Below are 20,543 nucleotides of genomic sequence, written 5' to 3'. Positions count from 1 at the left end.
GCAATTCGCGATTCGCGATTCGCGTATCGCGCCTATTCCCACTCGATCGTCGCCGGCGGCTTCGACGAGATGTCGTAGGCCACCCGGTTGATCCCGTCTACCTCGTTGATCACCCTCGACGAGATCGCTTCCAGCACCTCGTAGGGCAGCCGCACCCAGTCTGCGGTCATGGCGTCCTCGGAGGACACCGCCCGCAGGATGAGCGGATGGGCGTAGGTCCTGGTATCCCCCTGGACGCCCACGGACCGAATCGCCGGAAGGACCCCGAACGCCTGCCACACCTCGCGTTCCAGCCCCGCCTTGCGGATCTCCTCGGTGACGATTGCGTCGGCAGCACGCAGGATGGAGAGACGCTCACGGGTCACCTCGCCGATGATCCTCACCGCGAGACCGGGACCCGGGAAGGGCTGCCGCCACACCATGGCCTCCGGTAGGCCGAGCTCCTCGCCGGCGGCCCGTACCTCGTCCTTGAACAGGTCACGCAGCGGCTCCACGAGCTCGAAGTCCATGTCCTCGGGCAGCCCCCCGACGTTGTGGTGGCTCTTGATCCGGGCCGCATCCCGGCTCCCCGACTCGATGACATCGGGATAAAGCGTGCCCTGGACCAGGAAGCGAGCGCCGCGGTGCCGTCGCGCGAACTCCTCGAACACCCTGATGAAGGCCTCCCCGACGATGCGGCGCTTCTCCTCGGGGTCGGTGACACCGGCGAGCGCATCGATGAAGCGGTCCGACGCGTCGACCACCTCCAGGGGCACGTCGAGCGCCGCACGAAAGGCCGCCTCCACCTGTGCCCGCTCACCCTCGCGCAACAGACCGTGATCGACGAAGACACAGGTGAGACGATCGCCGACGGCGCGATGGACGATCGCCGCGGCCACAGCCGAGTCGACGCCGCCCGAAAGCGCACAGATCACCTCGGCGTCGCCGACCTGGGCGGCGACCCGAGCCACCGCCTGGTCCACGATCGACTCCGCGGTCCATGACGGCGACGCACCGCACACGTCGTAGAGGAAGCGCTCCAGCACCGCCTGACCATGAGGGCTGTGCGCCACCTCGGGGTGGAACTGCACACCGACGATCCGGCGGCCCACAGACTCCATGGCGGCTACCGGAGACCCCGGCGTCGCCGCGGTGACGGTAAACCCGTCGGGGGGTCTCACCACGGCGTCCCGGTGGCTCATCCACACCTCGTGGGCGGCGGGTAGCCCCGAGAACAGCCCGGTCCGGTCGGCGACGGTGATCGGCGTTCGACCGAACTCGGCCGCGTCGGTGCGCTCCACCGTGCCGCCGAGGGTGTCGGCGATCACCTGGTGGCCGTAACAGATGCCCATGACCGGGATGCCGAGGTCGAATATCCCGGGATCGAGCCGGTAGGCATCGTCGGCGTAGACCGAGGCAGGGCCGCCGGACAGGATGATGGCGATCGGTGCCGCCGCCTCCACCTCAGCTGCCGTCACCTCCCGGGGGACGATCTCCGAGAAGACGCGGGCCTCGCGCACGCGTCGGGCGATCAGCTGGGCGTATTGGGCACCGAAGTCGACGACGAGGACCCGTTGGCTGGTCGGCACGAACCGGTCAACCCATGCCGACGCGCTGATCACGCTGGAGGCTCTTCCCCTCGGTCCGGAGGGCCGGGGCGACCATCACCTCGGCCTTCTGGAACTCCTTGAGATCGGCATAGCCGGTGGTGGCCATCGACACCCTGAGCCCACCGAACAGGTTCCGGCGGCCGTCATTCTCGTGGGCGGGCCCCACCAGGATCTCCTCGAGGGTGCCCAGGTCGCCCACCTCGACGCGGGTGCCTCTCGGCAGGGTGGGATGGAAGGCCGCCATCCCCCAGTGGAAACCCCGCCCCGGGGCTTCGGTGGCGGCAGCGATCGGCGAGCCCAGCATCACCGCATCGGCTCCGCAGGCGATCGCCTTGGCGATGTCCCCACCGGTGCGCATACCGCCGTCGGCGATGACATGGACATACCGACCGGTCTCATCGAGGTAGCGAATCCTGGCTCCTGCGGCATCGGCGATGGCTGTCGCCTGTGGAACCCCGACGCCGAGGACGCCACGGGTGGTGCACGCCGCCCCCGGTCCCACCCCCACCAAAACCCCCACGGCCCCGGTCCGCATCAGGTGCAAGGCGGTGGAGAACGAGGCGCAGCCGCCCACGATCACAGGGAGGTCGAAGTCGGCGATGAACTCCTTGAGGTTGAGGGGCTCGCTGCGGGTGGACACGTGCTCCGCGGACACCACGGTTCCCTGGATGACGAGCAGGTCCAACCCGGCTTTCACCGTCGTCGGGGCGTACTCGGCGACACGCTGCGGCGTGAGGCTTGCCGCGGTGACCACGCCGCTCTTCTTCATCTCGGCGATGCGCTCGGTGATCAGGTCGGGATCGATCGGCTCCAGGTAGATCTCCTGCATCCGGCGGGTCGCCTTGTCGGCGGGCAACGCCGCGATCTCATCCAGGAGCGGTTCGGGATCGGCGTACCGGGTCCACAACCCTTCGAGGTTGAGGACCCCCACACCGCCGAGCCGACCGATCTGCACGGCGGTCGCCGGGCTGATCGCCGAATCCATCGCCGAACCCAAGAACGGGAGGTCGAAGGTGTAGGCGTCCACCTCCCACGAGATGTCGACGTCATCGGGGTCCCGGGTGCGGCGGCTGGGAACGATGGCAATGTCGTCGAGGCCCCATGCCCGACGACCCACCTTCCCGATCCCGATCTCGACGTCCATGGCGCAGAGGTTACTCCGGGCCACGGGCCCGAGGCCCTGGGCTCCAGGAACGAGACCAGCGACGGCATGCCGTTAGGCCCACCCCTGGTGATACTCGTGAAAGCGCCGGAATTCCTCGATGGTCGCTGGCCCCCATGGCTTGTTCCCGTCGGGGAAGGTCCGCCGCAGGTCGCGAATGTCATCTCGGTCGAACGACCACCACCGGCGCTCCGGCTCGACCCCATACAGATCAGCGGCACTGAGACCGAAGATCTTGCGTTTCACGTAGGGCGTCAGCTTCGGGTACTCGTACCGATCGCGGAAGGACGGCGTGATCTCGAAAGCCCGCATCGCCTCGATCTGATCCTGGGGCGAGCCATAGAAGATCGAGTCGGTGCCCCAAAGGATTCGGTCCTCGCCCAGGTAGGTGAGCAGCTTCCCGAGAACGTGCGCGGCCTGCGTCGGGGTCCGCATCAGGTACCACCAGGTCGAGCCCAACTCGCCATACACGTTGCTACCCGGCCCGATCCCGTTGTCGACGAGCGAGGAGATGAACCGGTTGACCCCCACATCACGCGTCGACTCGGTATACGGGCCCTCTGAGACCGACACCTCGAACCCGCAGTGGTAGACGACGAAGTTCATGTCCGGGTAGTCGCGAGCGACGGCACCGATGTCCACCGGCGAGGCGTAGCGGTCTCCACCCGACAAGCCCTTGTGGACACAGATGATGTTGATCCCCAACTCCAGCGACTTCTCGATGAAGGATCGCCCGACGAACGGCATCCCGGACTCGTGGTCGTCGAGCCAGAACCGGTTGCCGGTCTGCGGATCACGAAAGTGAGTGAAGGTCTTCCAGCCGGCGACCGGATATCGAGCGGCCGTCGCCTCCATCTCCTCGAGCGTCGCGTCGATGTTGCCCACCTGGGGTAGTGCCTGGGCATGGAGCAGGATCCGGTCGTCACGGCTGAGCCCGAGGGCGACCCGGCGGGTCTCGTCCATCACCTCGATCGGCAGCGGGCTCCCTTCCGGGTGGATGGGCAAGGCGGACACCACCGCCATCGACGTGTCGGACCGCAGGAACATCTCCTCCATGAAGTGCGTCATCGAGAAACAGGCCCTGGGGTCGTCGTCCCCACAGTTCACCTGTGGAAACTGGCTTCCCCAAAAGCGGCGGCCCCTGGTCGCCGGATTCAGGTCGTACTCCAACAGGTGGCCCTGCACGTCCATGATGAATTCGTCACCGGAGAGCCGGACCTCAGCAGCCGCAGGCTCCCAGAGGGCATCCCGGGGTATGACGAAGCGACCGCCCGGATGCGCCTCGGCTCTGGACGTGAAACGGTCGAGGAAGTAGAGGGTGATCGCGGAAGCAGCTGCCATCTTGAGAAACTCGCGACGGTCGATGCTGAGCCTGTCGGCAGCCCGATCACACTGCGCCCGCGCCGCGCGCAGAGCCTCGGTGACGGTCGGTGAGAGCGGCTCCGGTAGGAACTCGCCGTTGGAGACGGGGCCGAGCTTGATCGGGAGACCGGGATCCTCGTCTCGCCAATCCACCATGGCACCTCGCCTTCTCCAGGGAATGTAGTGACGCCGGCGATGTGTGCCTCCTGCAGACCGTGCCCTGGCGCTCCAGAACCCGCACTACCGCCGCCGGTGTCTGGAGGCTGGTTACCGGTCAGAGGCCGACGAGCTTGCGCACCCGCTGTTGGAAGCCTTCGGCTCGGGTGCGAGCGTCAAGAGCACCGCGCTGCATGATCCGATCGACGTCGGCGTCGGCGAGTTCCCGGTGTCGAGCGCGAATCGGCGCCAGCCCGTCGATCACCGCCTCGGCAACCGCCTCCTTGAACTTGCCGTATCCGCCCCTCCCGAACTCGGTCTCGAGGTCGGCGATCGGCCTGCCGGTGAACAGCGACATGATCTCGAGCAGATTGGACACGCCGGGCTTGTTCTCCCAGTCCAACCGGACCTCGGTCTCCGAGTCGGTGACGGCCCGCTTCAGCTTGGCGCGGACCTCGTCCGGGCTGTCGAGCACGAGGATGCGGCTCGACTCGTCCGGGTCCGACTTCGACATCTTCTGGGTGGGATCCTGGAGCGACATGATCCGAGCCCCGACCTCGGGGATGATCGGCTCGGGGATCGGGAACTCGTCACCAAAGCGATGGTTGAAGCGCTCGGCGAGGTCGCGGGTCAACTCCAGGTGCTGCTTCTGATCCTCTCCGACCGGCACCGCGTGCGCCCTGTAGAGGAGGATGTCGGCGGCCATGAGGACCGGGTAGGCAAACAGGCCAAGATTGGAGCCCGAGTCGTCGGCCTTGTCCTTGTACTGGGTCATGCGAGCGAGCTGACCGGTTCCGGTGATCGTGCCGAGGATCCACGCCAGCTCGGTGTGCTGGGGCACCTGGCTCTGGTAGTAGAACAGCGACCTCTCGGGGTCGACGCCACAGGCGATCAGGACCTTGGCGGCCCCCTGGCGCTCCTTGGCGAATGCGCCGGTGTCGTAGTCCTGTGTGATGGCGTGAAGATCGACGATGCAATAGATGCAGTCGTACTCCTCCTGAAGCCGCACCCAGTTGCGCAGGGCACCCAGGTAGTTGCCCACGTGGATGTTGCCCGTGGGCTGCAGGCCGGAAAAAGCGGTCTTGCGTTCCATGAGGGCCGCAGGGTAGACCGGCCGCTTCGCGGCCGACTGCCATCCGTGATCGTGCCAACATGCCCGAGTGTCCGCCGGAACCGAGCCCCGCGCCGCCGTCGCCGAACTGGAATTGGTCGCCGCCGCATCGGCGCACCTCACGGAGACGGTGGCCGTCCAGCTGCCGTTCGAGGGGGTGGTGGCGCTGAAGTCAGCACTCAAGCGGTTCTTCTCACACGCTCCGTGGGATGAGAACGACGCCGAGCGGCTCAGCAACCTGGTGACTCCGCACCTCTCCGAAGGATGGTGGGTCCACGACCTCGGCCATGGCCTCACGCTGGAGCACGGGATCCGCGACGGCCGCTACACCCTGGCCGTGACCGGGGAGCCACCCAGCATGACGACCCTGTTCCAACGGGCGTTCTCCGGGCCGGTCCGACCCGAGCAGACGCCGCATCCCCGCAAGATCAAATTCACCGTCGGCGGGACCCCCGCCCCGGGTGTCTGGCATCGCCGAGGCGAGGACGTCGAGGACGAGCGGGTCCGCGCCCTCATGGACGACGAGGACGTGTCGGACGTGATGGTGGCCGGTGACTTCGTCACCGTCGGGCTGCGCCCGTCGGCCGATTGGGAGGAGCGACTCGACGACGTCCTCGAACGGGTCACCGAGCTGTTCTGGATCGGCGACGCAGGCACTCCCCCGGTTCGCACCCGGGAACAGCTGCTCGAGGAGGCGGGACGTCGTCACACGACGCCCATCCGCGCCGAGGATCTGCACCTGATGGACCCCGACGACCAGCCGCAACAGCAGACGCTGGTCGAGGCGCTCGCCTCGTCGGAGCCGAGGCGACGCCGGGCAGCCGTCGTCACCCTGGCGCTGTCCGGGGACGAGGCGGTGGCCACCGCGGCCATCGTCACCGGCTACCGGGATCCGACCCGGATGGTGCGACGAGCCGCCGTGGATGCCGCAGCCGACCGGGAGGACGATGCGTTCCGACCCCTCTTCGAGGAAGCCGTCTTCGACACCGACGCGTGGACCCGCTGGCGTGCGGTAAAGGCGATCGCCGCCCTCGGCATCGGCCCGAGCGAGGAGACCATGATCCTCGCCGCCGTCGACGAGGACTTCCGGGTGCGCTTCGAGGCGACGGCAGCCCTGGAGGGACGACGATGAGCCTCCCGATCGGCACCCTGGTGAACGTCGTGACCGTGCTCGTCGGGGGTGCCATAGGAGCCGTCGCCGGCAGTCGCTTCCCCGAGCGGTTCCGCACCACCCTGATGGCAACGCTCGGCCTCATCACCGCCGCACTCGGGATTCGCGAGACGATGGCCACCGGCGAATTCCCGCTCGTCATCGCCGCCGTCCTCGTCGGTGTGCTCCTGGGAGAGAGCCTGCGGATCGAACAGGGATTGGAGCGCTTCGGCCGGTTCCTCCAATCACGAGTCTCGTCCGAAGACCTCTCCGGAGGCGGCCAGCGGAGGTTCAGCGAAGGCTTCGTCCTCGCCTCTCTGGTGTTCTGCGTGGGACCGCTCACCGTCGTCGGGTCCATCCGCGACGGGCTCGGAGATCACGAGATGCTGCTGGTGAAGGCGGCGCTCGACGGATTCGCCTCGATCGCCTTTGCCGCCGTCTACGGGTGGGGGGTGGCACTGGCGGCGATGACCGTCGCCGTCGTCCAGGGCGGCCTGGCCGTCGCCGGAGGAGCGCTCGACGGACTCCTCACCGACCCGATGATCGATGCCCTGGCAACGGCCGGCGGGATATTGCTGCTCGGCATTGCGCTGCGCCTCCTCGACCTGAAGCAGGTCAGGGTGGCGAACATGCTGCCGGCCATCGCGCTGGCACCGCTGTTCGTGGCGTGGTGGGGCGCGTAGCAAGGAGAACCTAGTGAGACGGTCATCGTTGCCTTGCAGACGCTTAGGGGGTGAGCGCTCAACGCCAGACTCACCCTCTCTTGCGTTGAGCGTTGAGCGTTGAGCGTTAAGCGTTCTCGCGCGTGGGACAATCGCGCCTGTGACCGCCACGCCCCGCATCGTCTTCCTTTGCGTCCACAACGCAGGGCGATCGCAGATGGCTGCGGCGTTCGCTCGGGAGTTGGGCGGCGACCGGGTAGAGGTGTTCTCCGGTGGGTCCGATCCCGGCGCCCATGTCAATCCCAGTGCGGTTGCCGCCATGCTCGAGGTCGGCATCGACATGTCGGAGACGAAGCCAGCGAAGTGGACCGACGACGTCATCGGCGACGCCGACGTCGTGGTCACCATGGGCTGCGGAGACGAGTGTCCCTACTTCCCCGGCGTCGTCTACCGCGACTGGGAACTGGACGACCCCTCGGGCCTACCCCTCGAGGACATCCGCCCGCTCAGGGATGAGATCAAAGAGCGTGTGAAAGCGTTGTTGAAGGAGTTCGACGCGCTCCGTTAAGGGGCCGACGCTCAACGCTCAACGCTCAACGCAGGACTCGCCAGATCTGGCGTTGAGCGTTAGGCGTTGAGCGTCTTCTCTTGCGTTGAGCGTTACTACGCGTTCCTGAAGTACTCCAACAGGTCTCGCACCATGAACGCGGTGGCTCCCCACAGCACCGCGTTGGGGAATTCGTAGAACCACATGGTGCGACCGCCCCAGTCGGTGGTGCGCCAGGCATCGTCGTCGAGCAGCTCGTCGATGCTCGGCTCGAAGATGGCGGCGACTTCGTCGGGCTGCGGCACCAGTTCGGCGGGGCGTTCCACCCGGGCGACCACGGGGACGATCTTCATCGTCACCGACCGGGTGTTCACCGGGCTGAGACCGCCCAGGATCTCGATGACGTTGCGGGCCGGGAGTCCCACCTCCTCGGAAGCCTCCCTGATGGCGCAAGCGATCGGGTCGGCGTCACCTGGTTCGATCATCCCACCGGGGAACACGACATCGCCCGGATGGCTGCGCATTTCCTCAGGCCGTTGCGTCATGATGACCCGCAACCGCCCGTCGTCCTCATAGATCGGCACGAGGACGGCAGCCCGCACCCCTGACGGACTCGCCACCGACGGCAGCGAAGCGAGGGGGGCCCACAGGTCGGTCATGGGGAGGACGATACGACAAGAACGCTCAACGCAGGAGAAGACACTCAACGCAGGAGAAAACGCTCAACGCCAGAGAAGACGCTCAACGCCTAACGCTCAACGCAGGAGAAGACGCTCAACACTTCACGCTGAACGCAGTACTCGACGAGTCTGGCGTTGAGCGTTGAGCGTTGAGCGTTGAGCGTGAAGGCGTTGAGCGTTGAGCGTTGAGCGTTGACTAACTTCTCGCTATGCCTTCACGGCTGGCCGCACAATCGCGCTACACGCCACGACTGGAGCTGCGGCCCTTTCGTCGGCGCGATCTCGACTCCCTACTCGAGGCCGTCACCGAATCCAAGTCCCAACTGGAACCGTGGCTCCCATGGGCAGCCGACCGCTATCGCCGCGCGGATGCCCTCCGTTTCATCCGTGACTCGGCGGCGGCGTGGGTCGATGGGCGAGCCTTCGACATGACGATCCGCCCCCTCGACGATCCCGAGCGCCACCTGGGCAACATCTCGGTGTGGCACACCTCCCGTCGCGAGCAGTCGGGTGAGATCGGATACTGGGTGCGGACCTCGGTCGGCAGTCAGGGCATCGCCACCGAAGCCGGAGCGCGGGTGGTGCAGGCCGCCTTCGAAGAACTCGAACTGCACCGGGTGACCCTGCGCATCGCGGTGGGCAACCGGGCGAGTGAGCGCATCGCCGAAAAACTCGGTTTCGTCCAGGAAGGCGTCCTGCGCCGTGAAGTCCTCGTCCGCGGCGAATGGGTGGACCACTCCCTCTGGGCCCTCCTCGACGACGAGTACCCCCGCGAGCAGCCACGGTATGTCGAAGAGGGGTGGCTCGGCGAGTAGCCATCAGCCACCAGCCAGAGCCCCGCCCCAAGAGACTGGGGACCGGCGACCGGCAACTGGCAACTGGCAACTGGCAACTGGCAACTAACGACGCGTTGAGGGGCGACCCGTGGGCCGCCCCTCAACCGTTCGTTTCGAAACGCTGCGCTTAGAAGTCCATGTCTCCGCCGCCGGGCATGGCCGGGGCCGAGGGCTTGTCTTCCTTGCGCTCGGCGATGAGCGCCTCGGTGGTGATGAGCATCGAGGCGATCGACGCCGCGTTCTGGAGCGTGGAACGGGTCACCTTGGCGGGATCGGGGATCCCGGCCTTGATGAGGTCCGTGTACTCACCGTTGGCGGCGTTGAAGCCGACGTTGCCGGTGAGGCCACGCACCTTCTCCACGATCACGCCACCCTCGTAGCCGGCGTTGAACGCGATCTGGCGCATCGGCTCCTCGAGAGCACGACGCACGATGGCGCGGCCCGTCTTCTCGTCGGGCGTGCCGCCGCGCATCTTGTCGATGGCCCCCTGGGCACGTAGGAGCGCCACACCGCCGCCCGGGAGGATGCCCTCCTCGACCGCGGCACGAGTCGCCTGGATGGCGTCCTCGATACGGTGCTTCTTTTCCTTGAGTTCCACCTCGGTGGCGGCGCCGACCTTGATGACGGCTACACCGCCGGCCAGCTTGGCCAGACGCTCCTGGAGCTTCTCGCGATCCCAGTCGGAGTCCGAGTTCTCGATCTCACGACGGATCTGCTTGATCCGGGCGCCGACGTCTGCCTTCGAGCCAGATCCCTCGACGACGGTCGTGTTGTCCTTGGTGACGACCACCTTGCGCGCCTTGCCCAGCATGTCGACGGTGACGCCGTCGAGCTTGAGCCCGACCTCCTCCGAGATCACCGTGGCACCCGTGAGGATGGCGATGTCCTGGAGCATGGACTTGCGGCGCTCACCGAAACCGGGAGCCTTGACGGCCACCGACTGGAAGGTGCCGCGCAACCGGTTGACCACGAGCGTGGCGAGGGCCTCGCCCTCGAGATCCTCGGCGATGACGACGAGCGGCTTGCCCGCCTGCATCACCTTCTCGAGCACGGGCAGCAGGTCGTGCACCGCGGTGATCTTCTGGTTGGCCACCAGGATGTACGGGTTCTCCAAGACCGCCTCCTGGCGATCCGGGTCGGTGATGAAGTACGGCGAGATGTAGCCCTTGTCGAACTGCATGCCCTCGGTGAATTCGAGGTCGATGCCGAACGTCTGGCTGTCCTCGACCGTGATCACGCCCTCGTTGCCGACCTTGGCCATGGCTTCGGCGAGCTTCTCGCCGACATCCGTGTCCGCAGCCGAGTTGGAGGCGACGAACTCGATCTTCTGGCTGTCGGTCGCCTTGATCGCCTCGGCGATCTCGGCGATGAACTCGACGACCTTGTCGACGGCGCTGGCGATGCCACGCCGCAGTTCGATCGGGTTGGCCCCGGCGGCCACGTTGCGCAGGCCCTCGTGGACCATCACCTGGGCGAGCACCGTTGCGGTGGTCGTTCCATCACCGGCGACGTCATTCGTCTTGGTGGCGACTTCCTTGGCGAGCTGGGCGCCCATGTTCTCCCACGGGTCATCCAGCTCGATTTCCTTGGCGATCGTGTAACCGTCGTTCGTGATGGTGGGCGAGCCCCACTTCTTCTCGAGGACGACGTTGCGGCCCTTGGGGCCCAACGTCACCTTGATCACGTTCGCCAGCTTGTCGACGCCTGCTTCGAGACCCCTACGGGCCTCCTCGTTGAATCTCAGATCCTTTGCAGCCATTGCGTGTTCCTCCTCAGGCCTCAGCGGATGACCGCGAGGATGTCGCGAGATGAGAGGATCAGATAGTCCTCCCCTTCGAACTTGACCTCAGTCCCGCCGTACTTCGAGTAGACGACCAGGTCGCCCTTCTCGACGTCCATCGGGACCCGCTCACCGTCCTGGAAGTCACCGGGGCCGACGGCGAGTACCTCGCCGAGCTGCGGCTTCTCCTTGGCGGTGTCGGGAATGACGAGGCCGCTCGGCGTACGAGAGTCCGAATCCTCCTTGGGGAGGACGACAACCCGGTCCCCCAGCGGCTGGAGCCGAAACCCCTTCGATGTCTTTGCCATACGACGAATTCCTCCTGTCATGGCGCTAGCACTCGTCGCTACCGAGTGCCAACACTAGCAATCACCCGGGGAGAGTGCCAGACGGGAGCAGGTGATGTGAGTGGAGGGATATCAAGTTGCGATTCGCGATTCGCAATTCGCCTGGCTGGCGCCTGGAGCCTGACCTCAGCCCAATCGCAACCCCGGGTCGATCGCCGAATCCCACGGAGTTCGCTCACCCTCGAGGAACCGACGGACCGCGGCGCTGGCGATCATGGCGCCGTTGTCGGTGCACAGCAGCGGCGACGGCAGGTGCAGGTCGATCCCCCGCTCCTCACACGCCTCGCCCAGCCGCTGTCTGAGCCTGCTGTTGGACATGACACCGCCGCCGCCGGCGACTCGCAGTGCGCCGGTCTCCTCGACGGCGTTCATCGTCTTGTCGACGAGCACGTCGATGACGGCCTCCTGGATGGAGGCGGCCAGATCGGCGATCGAGGGCAGGGTCCCCGCCCGGTGGTGCTCCCGCACGAAGGTGATCACCGCCGTCTTGAGACCCGAGAACGACATGTCGAAAGGACGGTCCGGTAGCGCCCGGGGGAACGCCACCGCCGACGGGTCGCCGTGGCGAGCCTCGCGGTCGATGGCCGGTCCACCCGGGTACCCGAGGCCGAGGAACCGGGCCAGCTTGTCGAGCGCCTCTCCGGCGGCATCGTCGATGGTCGACCCGACCGTCCGGTACTGCCCCCACGCTTCGACATGGACGATCTGGCTGTGCCCACCAGAGGCCAGGAGGACCACGGCCGGCGGCTCGAACCGATCGTCCTCCAGCCGCGGCGCCACCAGATGCCCCTCCATGTGGTCGATACCAAGGAATGGCCTCTCCAGCGCCCAGGCGAGGGCCTTCCCGTAGGCGAATCCGACCATGAGCGCACCGGCGAGCCCCGGACCGCGTGTGGCGGCGATGGCATCGAGGTCGGTCGAGTGCACGCCGGCGTCGCGCAACGCCCGGTGCGTCAGCGATCGGATCGCCTCGACGTGGGCCCGGGCCGCAACCTCCGGGACCACCCCACCGAAGCGGGCGTGCTCCTCCACCTGGGAGGCGATCACGTTGGCGAGCACCTCGTGGCCCCGGACGACGCCGACCCCGGTCTCGTCGCACGAGGTCTCGAAGCCCAGGATGAGCGGCCTGTCGGTCATGACAACCTGCCCCGGATCTCGTCGAGGAGGTCCCGATAGCTCGGACCATCCGCCTCCACCACCCACATGATCTGGGCGTCCTCCCCGCCGTAGTACCCCGGCCGGGTACCCACGGCTTCGAATCCGAAAACCTCGTACAGGGCGATGGCGGGGCGATTCGACACCGCCACCTCGAGGGTGATGGCGTTCGCCCCCATCTCCAACGCAGCGTCGATGAGTGCCATGAGCATCCGCGACCCTGCCCCGCTGCGGCGATGATCGGGGCTTACGGCGATGGTCATCACATGGGCGTCGCCGTCGACGAGCATGATCCCGCCGTAGGCGGTGACCCCGTGCTCGCACTCGGCCACCAGGTACCAGCGGCTCGGTGCGGACAACTCTTCGAAGAACACCTCGGGCGGCCACGGCATGTCGAAGGAAGCGCCCTCGAGGTCGGCCACGGCAGCCACGTCGGCGGTGGTCATCGGGCGGATGGTGCCAACGGTCACGACCATGGCCCCTCCGACCTGAAGTCGGACCAGTTGATCGTCACGTCCGGGTCTCGGAGGTAGGCGGGTCGCACTTCCTCAGGATGGGGAACGTCGCCGCGGAGTAAGCGCGTGCGAGCGATCGCCAGGACTGCGGCGGCCGACGGGTTCTCCGGGCGTCCCGTCTTGAGGGAGTGGAACCCCACCAGGCTTCCCTCGGGCAAGGCGGCGTGCTCCCCGACGACGAGGATGTCCGAACGGTCCTCCTGGAGCATCCCTCTGAACTCGTCGGGTGTGCACAGCTCGACCGCCCCATCCCGAACGACGCCGCCCGGAACCGGCCGATACGGGCACACCGCCACCTCGCCGCGCCGAACGTCGATCACCGCCCAGACCCGTCGACGACCGGTGGCGGCGTCGAAGGCGACGGCGTCCAGGGACCCCACCGGGATCAGTGGCACCCCGACGGCTCCGGCGATCGCCTGGGCCGTCGCCAGGCCCGTACGGAGGCCGCTGAACAACCCGGGACCGACATCCACCGCGACCGCATCGAGTTCCCCCGGATCCCACCCGGCGCGATGGAAACAGAACTCGACCGCAGGGATCACGAACTCGACGTGACCCCGGGCGTCGAGGAGGCTCGCCATGGCGACGACGCCGGAGTCGTCACCGAGGGCGACGGACGATGCCGCGGTGGCGGTCTCGATGGCGAGGATCCTCATGAGACGATCTCCGCGAGCGGCCGAGAACGCCACTGACCATGCGGCTCGAGGTCAACCCGGCGAGCACCGTCCTCCACCACCTCGATACGGATCATCAGGTGCTCGTCACCAAACACCTGCTCGGCAGCATGGCCCCACTCGACCACCAGGACCCCGTCGGCGGCGTCGCCGAGGAGGTCGAGATCGTCGATCTCCGCAGAAGACCCGAGGCGGTAGATGTCGGCGTGCACCAGCGGCAGGAACCCCTCGTAGCGCCGGCTCAGGATGTAGGAGGGGCTGATGACCGGCTCGTCGACCCCCAGGCCCTCCCCGATCCCACCGGCGAACACCGTCTTACCCGCCCCCAGGTCCCCGGCGAGCAGTACGACATCACCGGGCCGCAGCAGGCTGGCGAGGCGGCGACCTGCCGCACGGGTGTCGGCCTCGGTGGGACACAAGAGGGAGACGCTCATGGGGTCGCTTCGCTCCGCAATTCGTGATTCGTGATTCGCGATTCGCGGGATCGACAGCGCGTCGTCGGGCAAGCTTCCGGTATCGCGAATTGCGAACCGAGAATCGCGAATCGCGAATCGCGCCTCATTCGAACAGGCCCAGCTGGTCGGCGGTGTCGGGGGCGGGCGATGTCGTCGCGTCGCTTTCCTCATCCAGCACCCCGCGGACCAGGGCGAAGTCGTGGCGCATGTCGTCGAGGACACGCTGACCCCCGCGCAGGGCAGCGGCCGGATGAAAGGTGGGTACCAGCTGCCGGTTCCACCATGGGTAGACCTGGCCGCGCAGTCGGGTGATGCCGACATCCCGCTTGAGCAGCAGCTTGGTGGCGAAGTTGCCGAGTGTCACCACTACAGACGGGTCGATCAGCGCGATCTGGGACCGCAGGTAGCCCTTGCAGGCGTCGATCTCCTCCTGCTGGGGATCCCGGTTGTTCGGTGGACGACACTTGATCACGTTGGCGATGTACACGTCTTGCCGCCGCAGCCCGATCTCGTCGAGCAGCGTGTCCAGCAGCTTGCCGGCGGCGCCGACGAACGGAAGCCCCTGCTCGTCCTCGTTCTTCCCGGGCGCCTCGCCGACGAACATGACGTCCGCCTCCGGCGACCCGTCGCCGAACACGACCGTGGTGCGAGTGGTGGACAGCCCGCAGTCGACGCATCCCGAGGCGCGTTCGGCCAGGGCGGCGAGTTCGGCCAGCCCGGCTTCGTTCACGACGACTCCTCCGATTCGATGGCCGGGATCCCTCCCAGTGTCGTGGCCTGGCGGACCGCTGCCTCGATCGACCGCCCTACGGCCTCGAACGCCATCACCCCCAGACGATCCAGATCCGCCTCGCGGGTGCCACAGGACACCGCGAAGACGGCATCGCCATCGTATCGGGTGTGACTCGGGCGAAGGCAGACGGCCAGGGCGTCGTGACCCTGTACACAGAGCCTGCTGAGAGCGGCGCGGTCGACCGCGGCATCGATGGTGATCACGACCAGCGTCGTGTTCTCGGCGATGGATGGGATCACCGGGGTGCTCCTGGGCAGCAGGTCGCCGCCGGTCAGCGACTTGCCTTCCAGGCTGAAGGCGTCGCCGACGGCGTTGAGCACCACGAGCGCCCCCACCGTCGTCCCCTCATGGGTGACGGCGTGCGATCCCACACCGCCTTTGCGTCGGTGCTCCCGACCCCGCCAACCGGCCACACAGGCGCCGGTGCCCGCTCCCACACTGCCCATGGGAACGGGATCGGCGGAGCACGCCCCGTAGGCGGCAGCGCCTTCGGCAGGACCGGGCCGGGCCGTCGGGTCCCCCACGGCCAGGTCGTAGATGATCGCCGACGGGACGATGGGGACCGGACCGGCCATCGTCGGATGGCCTCTCCCTGCGGCCGCCAGAGCGCTGGTAACGCCGTCGGCGGCGGCGAGACCGAAAGCGCTACCCCCGGCGAGAACGATCGCCTGGACGGTCTCGACCCGCATACCGGGTGCCAGCAATGCGGTCTCCCGCGAACCGGGAGCCGCCCCGCGCACCTCGACGGTGGTCACGTTGGGCTCCGGCAGCTCCACCACGGTCACCCCGGTCACCCCGACCGCATCAGTCCAGTGGCCCACGCGAACACCGGGAACCGCCGTGAGCGTCATCCGACGTACCGCCGGGGGAGGCGGGGCCCGAACCCGCAGACGACCTCCCACACGATGGTCCCCAGGCGCTGCGCCCACTCCTCCGCCGTGATCTCGCCATCGCCCTGACGACCAAGCAACACCACCTCGTCGCCAACCGCCACCGGATCGTCACCGACGTCGACCACGCACTGGTCCATCGTGATCATCCCGGCGAACGGATACCGGTTGCCGCGGATCAGGACCTCGCCACCGGCGTCGAACAGGCGCCTCGGCACCCCGTCGGCATAGCCGATCGGAACGGTCGCCACCGTGGACTCATGAGCCAGGGGACGGCGGCGACCGTAGGAGGGACGGGCACCGCCGGGGAGTCGCGCCAGGTGCGCCACGCCGCTGACCACCCGCATTGCCGGGTGGACGTCGACCGCAGCGTCGGGGATCGGCAGCAGGCCGTAGATCCCCAGCCCGATACGGACCATGCCCAGCCGGGACTCCGGGTCGCCGATGGCGGCAGCCGTATTGGCGGCGTGCACGACATCGGGTGAGATGCCGTCTGCGGCGAGCCGCGCCTCGACCTCGCGCAGGGCCCGCACCTGGGTGGAGGTGAAGGCCGGGTCCTCGTCGGCAACCGGGAAGTGCGTCCAGAGTCCCTCGAGGCGCAAGGGTCCGCTGGCGATCCGACGCGCCAGGTCGGGAGCAGCCGAGAACGGCGCGCCCACCCGGTGCATGCCGGTGTCCACCTTGAGATGAACTCCCAATTCTGCCGGAGCGACCGACTCGAGGGCCGTGATGAAGGTCTCCGTGTACACGGTGGGGGTCAATCGCCACCGCACCGACTCCACCGCGTCGGTAGGAGCGGGCTCGCTCAACACGAGTATCGGTAGCTCGACGCCGGCCTCGCGCAGCCCGATGCCCTCGGACACCAGTGCCACCGCGAGCCGGTCGGCTCCGGCGTCGGCAGCAGCCACGGCGACGGGCACGTCGCCGTGGCCGTAGGCGTCAGCCTTGACCACCACGCAGAGCCGCGCCGGTGCCACGAGGGAGGCGAACACCACGACGTTGTGGCGGATCGCGGCGAGATCGACCTCGATGACCGACAACCTCACCAGGCGAACCTCCTGATCTCGTCGGCGAGATGGCCGGCGGTGACGGTACCGGTCGCCGCCAGGGCAGCCGCGGCCCGGCCGTGACGATGTGCCGCCGATCGTGCCGCCGCCTCCGCGTCCATCCCGCGGGCGAGGAGAGCGGCGACCATACCGGCCAGCACGTCTCCGGTCCCGATCGTGGCGAGCTCCGGTCCCCCGCTGGTCACCACCCAGGCCTCTTCACCCATCACGAAGGTCGGACTCCCCTTGAGAACCACGACCGCCCCGGTTCGTTCGGCGAGTCGCGCCGCTGCTGCCGGGCTCGCCGGCTCTCCGGCCAACGCCTCGAACTCCCCGGCATGAGGTGTGATCACGGTGGGACCTGATCGTTCCCGGAGAAGATCCGGCGTCACCGCGCGGAGCGCGTCGGCGTCGATGACGAGCGCGCCATCCCAACCGGTGACGATCCCCTCCACCACCTCGCTCGCACCCATCCCGGGGCCGACGACGAGGACGTCGAAGCGGTCGGCAGCGGCGAGCACAGCGTCCGCGTCGTCGTGCATGGTCGCCGTCCCGACACCCTCCGTCATCAGTGACGGCGTCATCGAAGCCGCCTCGGACCGCAACGCACCCGGCACGAGAACGCGCACCGCTCCAGCCCCGAAGGACAAGGCGGCCGAGCCGGTGAGCACGGCGGCACCGACGATCCCCGATGAACCCCCGGCGACGGCGACCGATCCTGCCGACCACTTGTGGGCGGCACGGGGCCGCGCCGGAACCGCTGCATCGCCATCCTCACACAAGAGCCAATCGGCCCGCTCCCCGGTGAGGCCGATGTCGGCCACCGACACCACCCCACAGTGGTCGGGCCCTGCGCCCACCAGCATCCCGGTCTTGAACGCATGGAAGGTCACCGTGTGGGCGGCACGAAACGCTCCACCCTCGACCTCACCGGTGGTGGCGTCGAGTCCACTGGGCACGTCGACGGCGAGAACCGGGGCCGGGTGCCCTAGCCATGGCTCCACGACCTCGGGGAGCGTGCCGTGGAAGCCGACCCCGAAGAGGGCGTCGATCACGAGATCGGCGGGCACCGGCTCCCCCAGCGGCTCGATCGGAACCCCGGCCCGAGCCGCACGGATCCCCATGCCCCGGTGCACCAGCGGCTCACCCTTGGGGAAGGCCAGGCAGTGGACGATCACGTCGACCCCACGCTCCTTCAGGTGGCGGGCGGCGACGAAGCCGTCACCACCGTTGTTGCCCACTCCGGCCAGCACCACCACCCGAGATCCGTAGGTCGCCCCCATACGCGCCGCCTGGATGGCGACGGCCAGACCAGCGCGCTCCATCAGGACATCAGTGGCGGCGTCGGCGGACGCATCGAGTCGCGCGACTTCGGCAGCAGTGATCACAGGGCGCACCTGCCAAAGATACCGGCATCGCTCACGGCCAGACCCGGTCGACGGGTGCGCCCCTACTGGCCGCACCAGGGGGCTGCTCCCTAGCCTGCAATCTGATCGACGGCGAGAGGAGACAGGAGCGTGGCGACTGCGGAACCCCATAGTGAAGGGATCATCACCCTCCGAGATGGGCGGCGGCTCGCCCATGCGGAGTTTGGCGATCCCTCTGGACGATCGGTGGTCCTCCTCCACGGAAACCCCGGGTCCCGCCTGATCTGCCCGGATGAGCAGGCGACGGCAGACGCCGGAATCCGCCTCATCACCTACGACCGCCCGGGAGTGGGCCGCTCCGACCCGTCGCTCTTCCACGACCTGAACGAGGTCGCCGACGACTTCGCCGAACTCTCGGCGGCCCTCGGACTCGGGCCGGTACCGATCATCGGCTGGTCCGACGGAGGCCCGGTAGCGCTTGCAATCGCTGCCCGCCACCGGAACCTGGTCGAGTCGGTAGCACTCGTGTCCGGTTCCGGACTGGCAGACGACCCCGATGTCATGAGCCAACGAACCGAGGAAGTGGAGGATCTCATCGCGCGGCTTCGCGAGAGGGACTCCGAGGCGTTGGCCACCGTCGAGTCCGGGTTCGCGTTCTATGCCGATGACCCGACGGCGATCGTCCAGCGCACCACGACCGACGAGGGAGATCCGGATGCCGCAGTGATGGCCCGGGGTGAGGTTCGGGCCGCCTTCAATGTGATGTTGGAGGAGGGTGCCCGACAGGGGGCGCGAGGACTCACCGACGGATGGGCGGCGGTCTGGGCACTCGCCAGGGGATACGATCCGAGCGCCATCGAGACCCCCGTCTCTCTCTGGCACGGAACCCACGATGTGCTGGTACCGGTTCAAGAGGCTGAGCGACTGGCGGCGGTGCTCCCCAAAGCCCGGCTGACCCTGTTCGAGGGAGAGGGGCACTTCATCGCCGTCGATCACTGGGCAGAGATCCTCGCCGGGCTCTGATCCGAGGGAACTACCAGCCCGGACTTTCCGTCCAAATGGCATGACCACCCTCACTCGTACTGTCGCTGCGACGTTGCTCACCACCGCCCTCCTCGCCTCCTGCGGCCAGGAGACCCTGCCGAGCACCAGTCCGTTCGGCGACAGGGCCTGGGGTTTGAAGTCGGGCACCGTCGACGGCAGCCCAATCGTGCTCGTCGACGGTCACGACGTGACCCTGACCGCCTCGGACGGGTCTGTCAGTGGCACCGCCGCCTGCAACCACTACTCGGGAACCCTCGTGGAGACCGGGACCCGATCGACCATCAGCGAGATCGCGGTCACCGAGATGTACTGCGGTGTCGCCGGGGTCATGGAACTGGAAGCAGCGTTCCTCGCTGCACTCCAGCGCATCGACACCGCCTTCAACAACGAGGACCACCTGGTACTCACGGGTGAGGGAGTCGAACTGAGATTCTCCGAGATCCCACCCGAGCCACCGGCCGCTCTCATCGGCACCAACTGGCGGTTGGAGTCACTGGTCGACGGCGACTCGGTGTCGGCGGCGGCGGCGGCGTCTGCCTTCATCGTCTTCGAGGACGACGGGCACGTCGGCGGAGGCAACGGATGCAACCTGTTCGGCGGCTCCTACGACACGACCGGCGGGTTCCGTGATCTGTTCCAGACCCTGATCGGGTGCATGGGGGCGGTCGCCGATCAGGAGGCGTTCGTGATGTCAGTCCTTACCGGCGACGCCGAAGTCGCCATCGACGGAGCCACCATGACCATCAGCAGCGGTGAGCGGGCTCTCCTCTACCGGGCGTCGGCGCCCGAACCCAACCTGGCGCTCCGGGGCACCACCTGGACCCTGACGACCGTCATCGACGGGGAAACGGCGAGCACGACCGCCGCCGACGCCTGGATCCGCATCGAAGACGACGGAAGCGTCACCGGAAACACCGGGTGCAACCAGTTCTCCGGCACCTACGACGACGACAACGGGTTCGGACCCCTGGGGCTGATCAAGATAGCCTGCCTCGACGAGGCCGTGGCCGATCAGGAGCGCCTCGTAGTCGCTGTCCTCGAGAGTTCACCACTCGTGACGGTCGACGGCTCGACGCTCACCATCGCCTCCTCCGACGGCACGGCGCTGGTGTTCGACGCCGACAGGCCCTGACCGACCTCAGCGGTTCTCGTCGATCTCCGGTCTGTTAGGGGGTGCGCGAATAGGTCGCTGGCTTCATCAGGTTTCGGCTTGCCACAAGCC

Annotated in this window: 21 protein-coding genes; 6 read left to right on the top strand and 15 right to left on the bottom strand. The window is 67.6% G+C overall.

The window, feature by feature from the left end:
• Window positions 1–32 precede the first annotated feature (32 nt).
• The 4 genes from guaA to trpS form a co-directional block, all read right to left on the bottom strand.
• On the bottom strand, window positions 33–1,568 hold the full coding sequence (guaA, locus tag WEA29_09280; protein ID MEX2323945.1) for a glutamine-hydrolyzing GMP synthase: 1,536 nt from the start codon (window positions 1,566–1,568) through the stop codon (window positions 33–35).
• Window positions 1,569–1,575: 7 nt separating this feature from the next.
• Complete coding sequence (locus WEA29_09275) at window positions 1,576–2,733, bottom strand: GuaB3 family IMP dehydrogenase-related protein (GenBank protein MEX2323944.1); 1,158 nt, start codon at window positions 2,731–2,733, stop codon at window positions 1,576–1,578.
• Between the two features lie 72 nt (window positions 2,734–2,805).
• Entirely contained in the window at window positions 2,806–4,269 is a 1,464-nt protein-coding gene (locus tag WEA29_09270; protein MEX2323943.1) for an amidohydrolase family protein, read from the bottom strand.
• A 118-nt stretch (window positions 4,270–4,387) separates the two neighbouring features.
• Window positions 4,388–5,362, bottom strand: coding sequence for a tryptophan--tRNA ligase (trpS, locus tag WEA29_09265; protein ID MEX2323942.1), 975 nt, complete (start codon window positions 5,360–5,362; stop codon window positions 4,388–4,390).
• Between the two features lie 67 nt (window positions 5,363–5,429).
• Here trpS and WEA29_09260 point away from each other — a divergent pair, with 67 nt between their 5' ends.
• The 3 genes from WEA29_09260 (at window position 5,430) to WEA29_09250 (ending at window position 7,760) form a co-directional block, all read left to right on the top strand.
• On the top strand, window positions 5,430–6,512 hold the full coding sequence (locus WEA29_09260) for a HEAT repeat domain-containing protein (protein ID MEX2323941.1): 1,083 nt from the start codon (window positions 5,430–5,432) through the stop codon (window positions 6,510–6,512).
• Window positions 6,509–7,213: a DUF554 domain-containing protein gene (locus tag WEA29_09255; protein ID MEX2323940.1), complete on the top strand. Its 705-nt coding sequence runs from the start codon at window positions 6,509–6,511 to the stop codon at window positions 7,211–7,213. The genes WEA29_09260 and WEA29_09255 overlap by 4 nt, the downstream gene beginning before the upstream one ends.
• 139 nt (window positions 7,214–7,352) lie before the next feature.
• A complete protein-coding gene (locus WEA29_09250; protein MEX2323939.1) occupies window positions 7,353–7,760 on the top strand; it encodes an arsenate reductase ArsC in 408 nt (135 codons plus the stop codon).
• 95 nt (window positions 7,761–7,855) lie between these two features.
• Here the strand turns inward: WEA29_09250 and WEA29_09245 are convergent, their stop codons facing one another.
• The gene (locus WEA29_09245; protein MEX2323938.1) at window positions 7,856–8,398 is read right to left on the bottom strand and encodes a CoA pyrophosphatase; all 543 of its coding nucleotides are present in this window, start codon (window positions 8,396–8,398) and stop codon (window positions 7,856–7,858) included.
• Window positions 8,399–8,628: 230 nt separating this feature from the next.
• On the opposite strand from WEA29_09245, the gene WEA29_09240 reads away from it, so the two are divergent.
• Window positions 8,629–9,234 (top strand): GNAT family protein, encoded by a 606-nt coding sequence (locus WEA29_09240; protein ID MEX2323937.1) that lies wholly within the window; start codon window positions 8,629–8,631, stop codon window positions 9,232–9,234.
• A 148-nt stretch (window positions 9,235–9,382) separates the two neighbouring features.
• Here WEA29_09240 and groL read toward each other — a convergent pair whose 3' ends face one another.
• The 10 genes from groL to WEA29_09190 form a co-directional block, all read right to left on the bottom strand.
• Window positions 9,383–11,014, bottom strand: coding sequence for a chaperonin GroEL (groL, locus tag WEA29_09235; GenBank protein MEX2323936.1), 1,632 nt, complete (start codon window positions 11,012–11,014; stop codon window positions 9,383–9,385).
• Between the two features lie 20 nt (window positions 11,015–11,034).
• Window positions 11,035–11,343 carry a co-chaperone GroES gene (groES, locus tag WEA29_09230; GenBank protein MEX2323935.1) on the bottom strand — a complete coding sequence of 103 codons (309 nt, stop codon included), beginning with the start codon at window positions 11,341–11,343 and terminating at the stop codon, window positions 11,035–11,037.
• A 165-nt stretch (window positions 11,344–11,508) separates the two neighbouring features.
• Window positions 11,509–12,519 carry a tRNA (adenosine(37)-N6)-threonylcarbamoyltransferase complex transferase subunit TsaD gene (tsaD, locus tag WEA29_09225; protein MEX2323934.1) on the bottom strand — a complete coding sequence of 337 codons (1,011 nt, stop codon included), beginning with the start codon at window positions 12,517–12,519 and terminating at the stop codon, window positions 11,509–11,511.
• The gene (gene rimI / locus WEA29_09220) at window positions 12,516–13,013 is read right to left on the bottom strand and encodes a ribosomal protein S18-alanine N-acetyltransferase (GenBank protein MEX2323933.1); all 498 of its coding nucleotides are present in this window, start codon (window positions 13,011–13,013) and stop codon (window positions 12,516–12,518) included. The genes tsaD and rimI overlap by 4 nt, the downstream gene beginning before the upstream one ends.
• The gene (gene tsaB / locus WEA29_09215) at window positions 13,004–13,708 is read right to left on the bottom strand and encodes a tRNA (adenosine(37)-N6)-threonylcarbamoyltransferase complex dimerization subunit type 1 TsaB (protein MEX2323932.1); all 705 of its coding nucleotides are present in this window, start codon (window positions 13,706–13,708) and stop codon (window positions 13,004–13,006) included. Before tsaB ends, rimI begins: the two co-directional genes overlap by 10 nt.
• A complete protein-coding gene (gene tsaE, locus WEA29_09210; protein ID MEX2323931.1) occupies window positions 13,705–14,160 on the bottom strand; it encodes a tRNA (adenosine(37)-N6)-threonylcarbamoyltransferase complex ATPase subunit type 1 TsaE in 456 nt (151 codons plus the stop codon). The genes tsaB and tsaE overlap by 4 nt, the downstream gene beginning before the upstream one ends.
• A gap of 124 nt (window positions 14,161–14,284) precedes the next feature.
• Window positions 14,285–14,911, bottom strand: a complete 627-nt coding sequence (locus tag WEA29_09205) for a uracil-DNA glycosylase (protein ID MEX2323930.1) — start codon at window positions 14,909–14,911, stop codon at window positions 14,285–14,287.
• Entirely contained in the window at window positions 14,908–15,825 is a 918-nt protein-coding gene (locus tag WEA29_09200; protein ID MEX2323929.1) for a P1 family peptidase, read from the bottom strand. Before WEA29_09200 ends, WEA29_09205 begins: the two co-directional genes overlap by 4 nt.
• A complete protein-coding gene (alr, locus tag WEA29_09195) occupies window positions 15,822–16,910 on the bottom strand; it encodes an alanine racemase (protein MEX2323928.1) in 1,089 nt (362 codons plus the stop codon). Before alr ends, WEA29_09200 begins: the two co-directional genes overlap by 4 nt.
• The gene (locus tag WEA29_09190) at window positions 16,907–18,307 is read right to left on the bottom strand and encodes an NAD(P)H-hydrate dehydratase (protein MEX2323927.1); all 1,401 of its coding nucleotides are present in this window, start codon (window positions 18,305–18,307) and stop codon (window positions 16,907–16,909) included. Before WEA29_09190 ends, alr begins: the two co-directional genes overlap by 4 nt.
• Before the next feature lie 120 nt (window positions 18,308–18,427).
• On the opposite strand from WEA29_09190, the gene WEA29_09185 reads away from it, so the two are divergent.
• Window positions 18,428–19,300 (top strand): alpha/beta hydrolase, encoded by an 873-nt coding sequence (locus tag WEA29_09185; GenBank protein MEX2323926.1) that lies wholly within the window; start codon window positions 18,428–18,430, stop codon window positions 19,298–19,300.
• Window positions 19,301–19,340: 40 nt separating this feature from the next.
• Window positions 19,341–20,453, top strand: a complete 1,113-nt coding sequence (locus WEA29_09180; protein MEX2323925.1) for an META domain-containing protein — start codon at window positions 19,341–19,343, stop codon at window positions 20,451–20,453.
• Window positions 20,454–20,543 lie beyond the last annotated feature (90 nt).

This window comes from Acidimicrobiia bacterium (genome assembly GCA_040902765.1).
Lineage (GTDB): Bacteria > Actinomycetota > Acidimicrobiia > Spongiisociales > UBA11373 > DATKBG01.
Note: the sequence above shows the minus strand (reverse complement) of the source record. Positions and strands in the feature narration are given on the sequence as shown.

Coding starts and splice junctions, on each gene's coding strand:
- tsaB (MEX2323932.1), bottom strand. CDS start 13,708: ATGAGGATCCTCGCCATCGAGACCGCCACCGCGGCATCGTCCGTCGCC.
- groES (MEX2323935.1), bottom strand. CDS start 11,343: ATGGCAAAGACATCGAAGGGGTTTCGGCTCCAGCCGCTGGGGGACCGG.
- trpS (MEX2323942.1), bottom strand. CDS start 5,362: ATGGAACGCAAGACCGCTTTTTCCGGCCTGCAGCCCACGGGCAACATC.
- WEA29_09180 (MEX2323925.1), top strand. CDS start 19,341: ATGACCACCCTCACTCGTACTGTCGCTGCGACGTTGCTCACCACCGCC.
- tsaD (MEX2323934.1), bottom strand. CDS start 12,519: ATGACCGACAGGCCGCTCATCCTGGGCTTCGAGACCTCGTGCGACGAG.
- WEA29_09255 (MEX2323940.1), top strand. CDS start 6,509: ATGAGCCTCCCGATCGGCACCCTGGTGAACGTCGTGACCGTGCTCGTC.
- WEA29_09200 (MEX2323929.1), bottom strand. CDS start 15,825: ATGACGCTCACGGCGGTTCCCGGTGTTCGCGTGGGCCACTGGACTGAT.
- WEA29_09275 (MEX2323944.1), bottom strand. CDS start 2,733: ATGGACGTCGAGATCGGGATCGGGAAGGTGGGTCGTCGGGCATGGGGC.
- WEA29_09270 (MEX2323943.1), bottom strand. CDS start 4,269: ATGGTGGATTGGCGAGACGAGGATCCCGGTCTCCCGATCAAGCTCGGC.
- WEA29_09240 (MEX2323937.1), top strand. CDS start 8,629: ATGCCTTCACGGCTGGCCGCACAATCGCGCTACACGCCACGACTGGAG.
- WEA29_09245 (MEX2323938.1), bottom strand. CDS start 8,398: ATGACCGACCTGTGGGCCCCCCTCGCTTCGCTGCCGTCGGTGGCGAGT.
- tsaE (MEX2323931.1), bottom strand. CDS start 14,160: ATGAGCGTCTCCCTCTTGTGTCCCACCGAGGCCGACACCCGTGCGGCA.
- rimI (MEX2323933.1), bottom strand. CDS start 13,013: ATGGTCGTGACCGTTGGCACCATCCGCCCGATGACCACCGCCGACGTG.
- groL (MEX2323936.1), bottom strand. CDS start 11,014: ATGGCTGCAAAGGATCTGAGATTCAACGAGGAGGCCCGTAGGGGTCTC.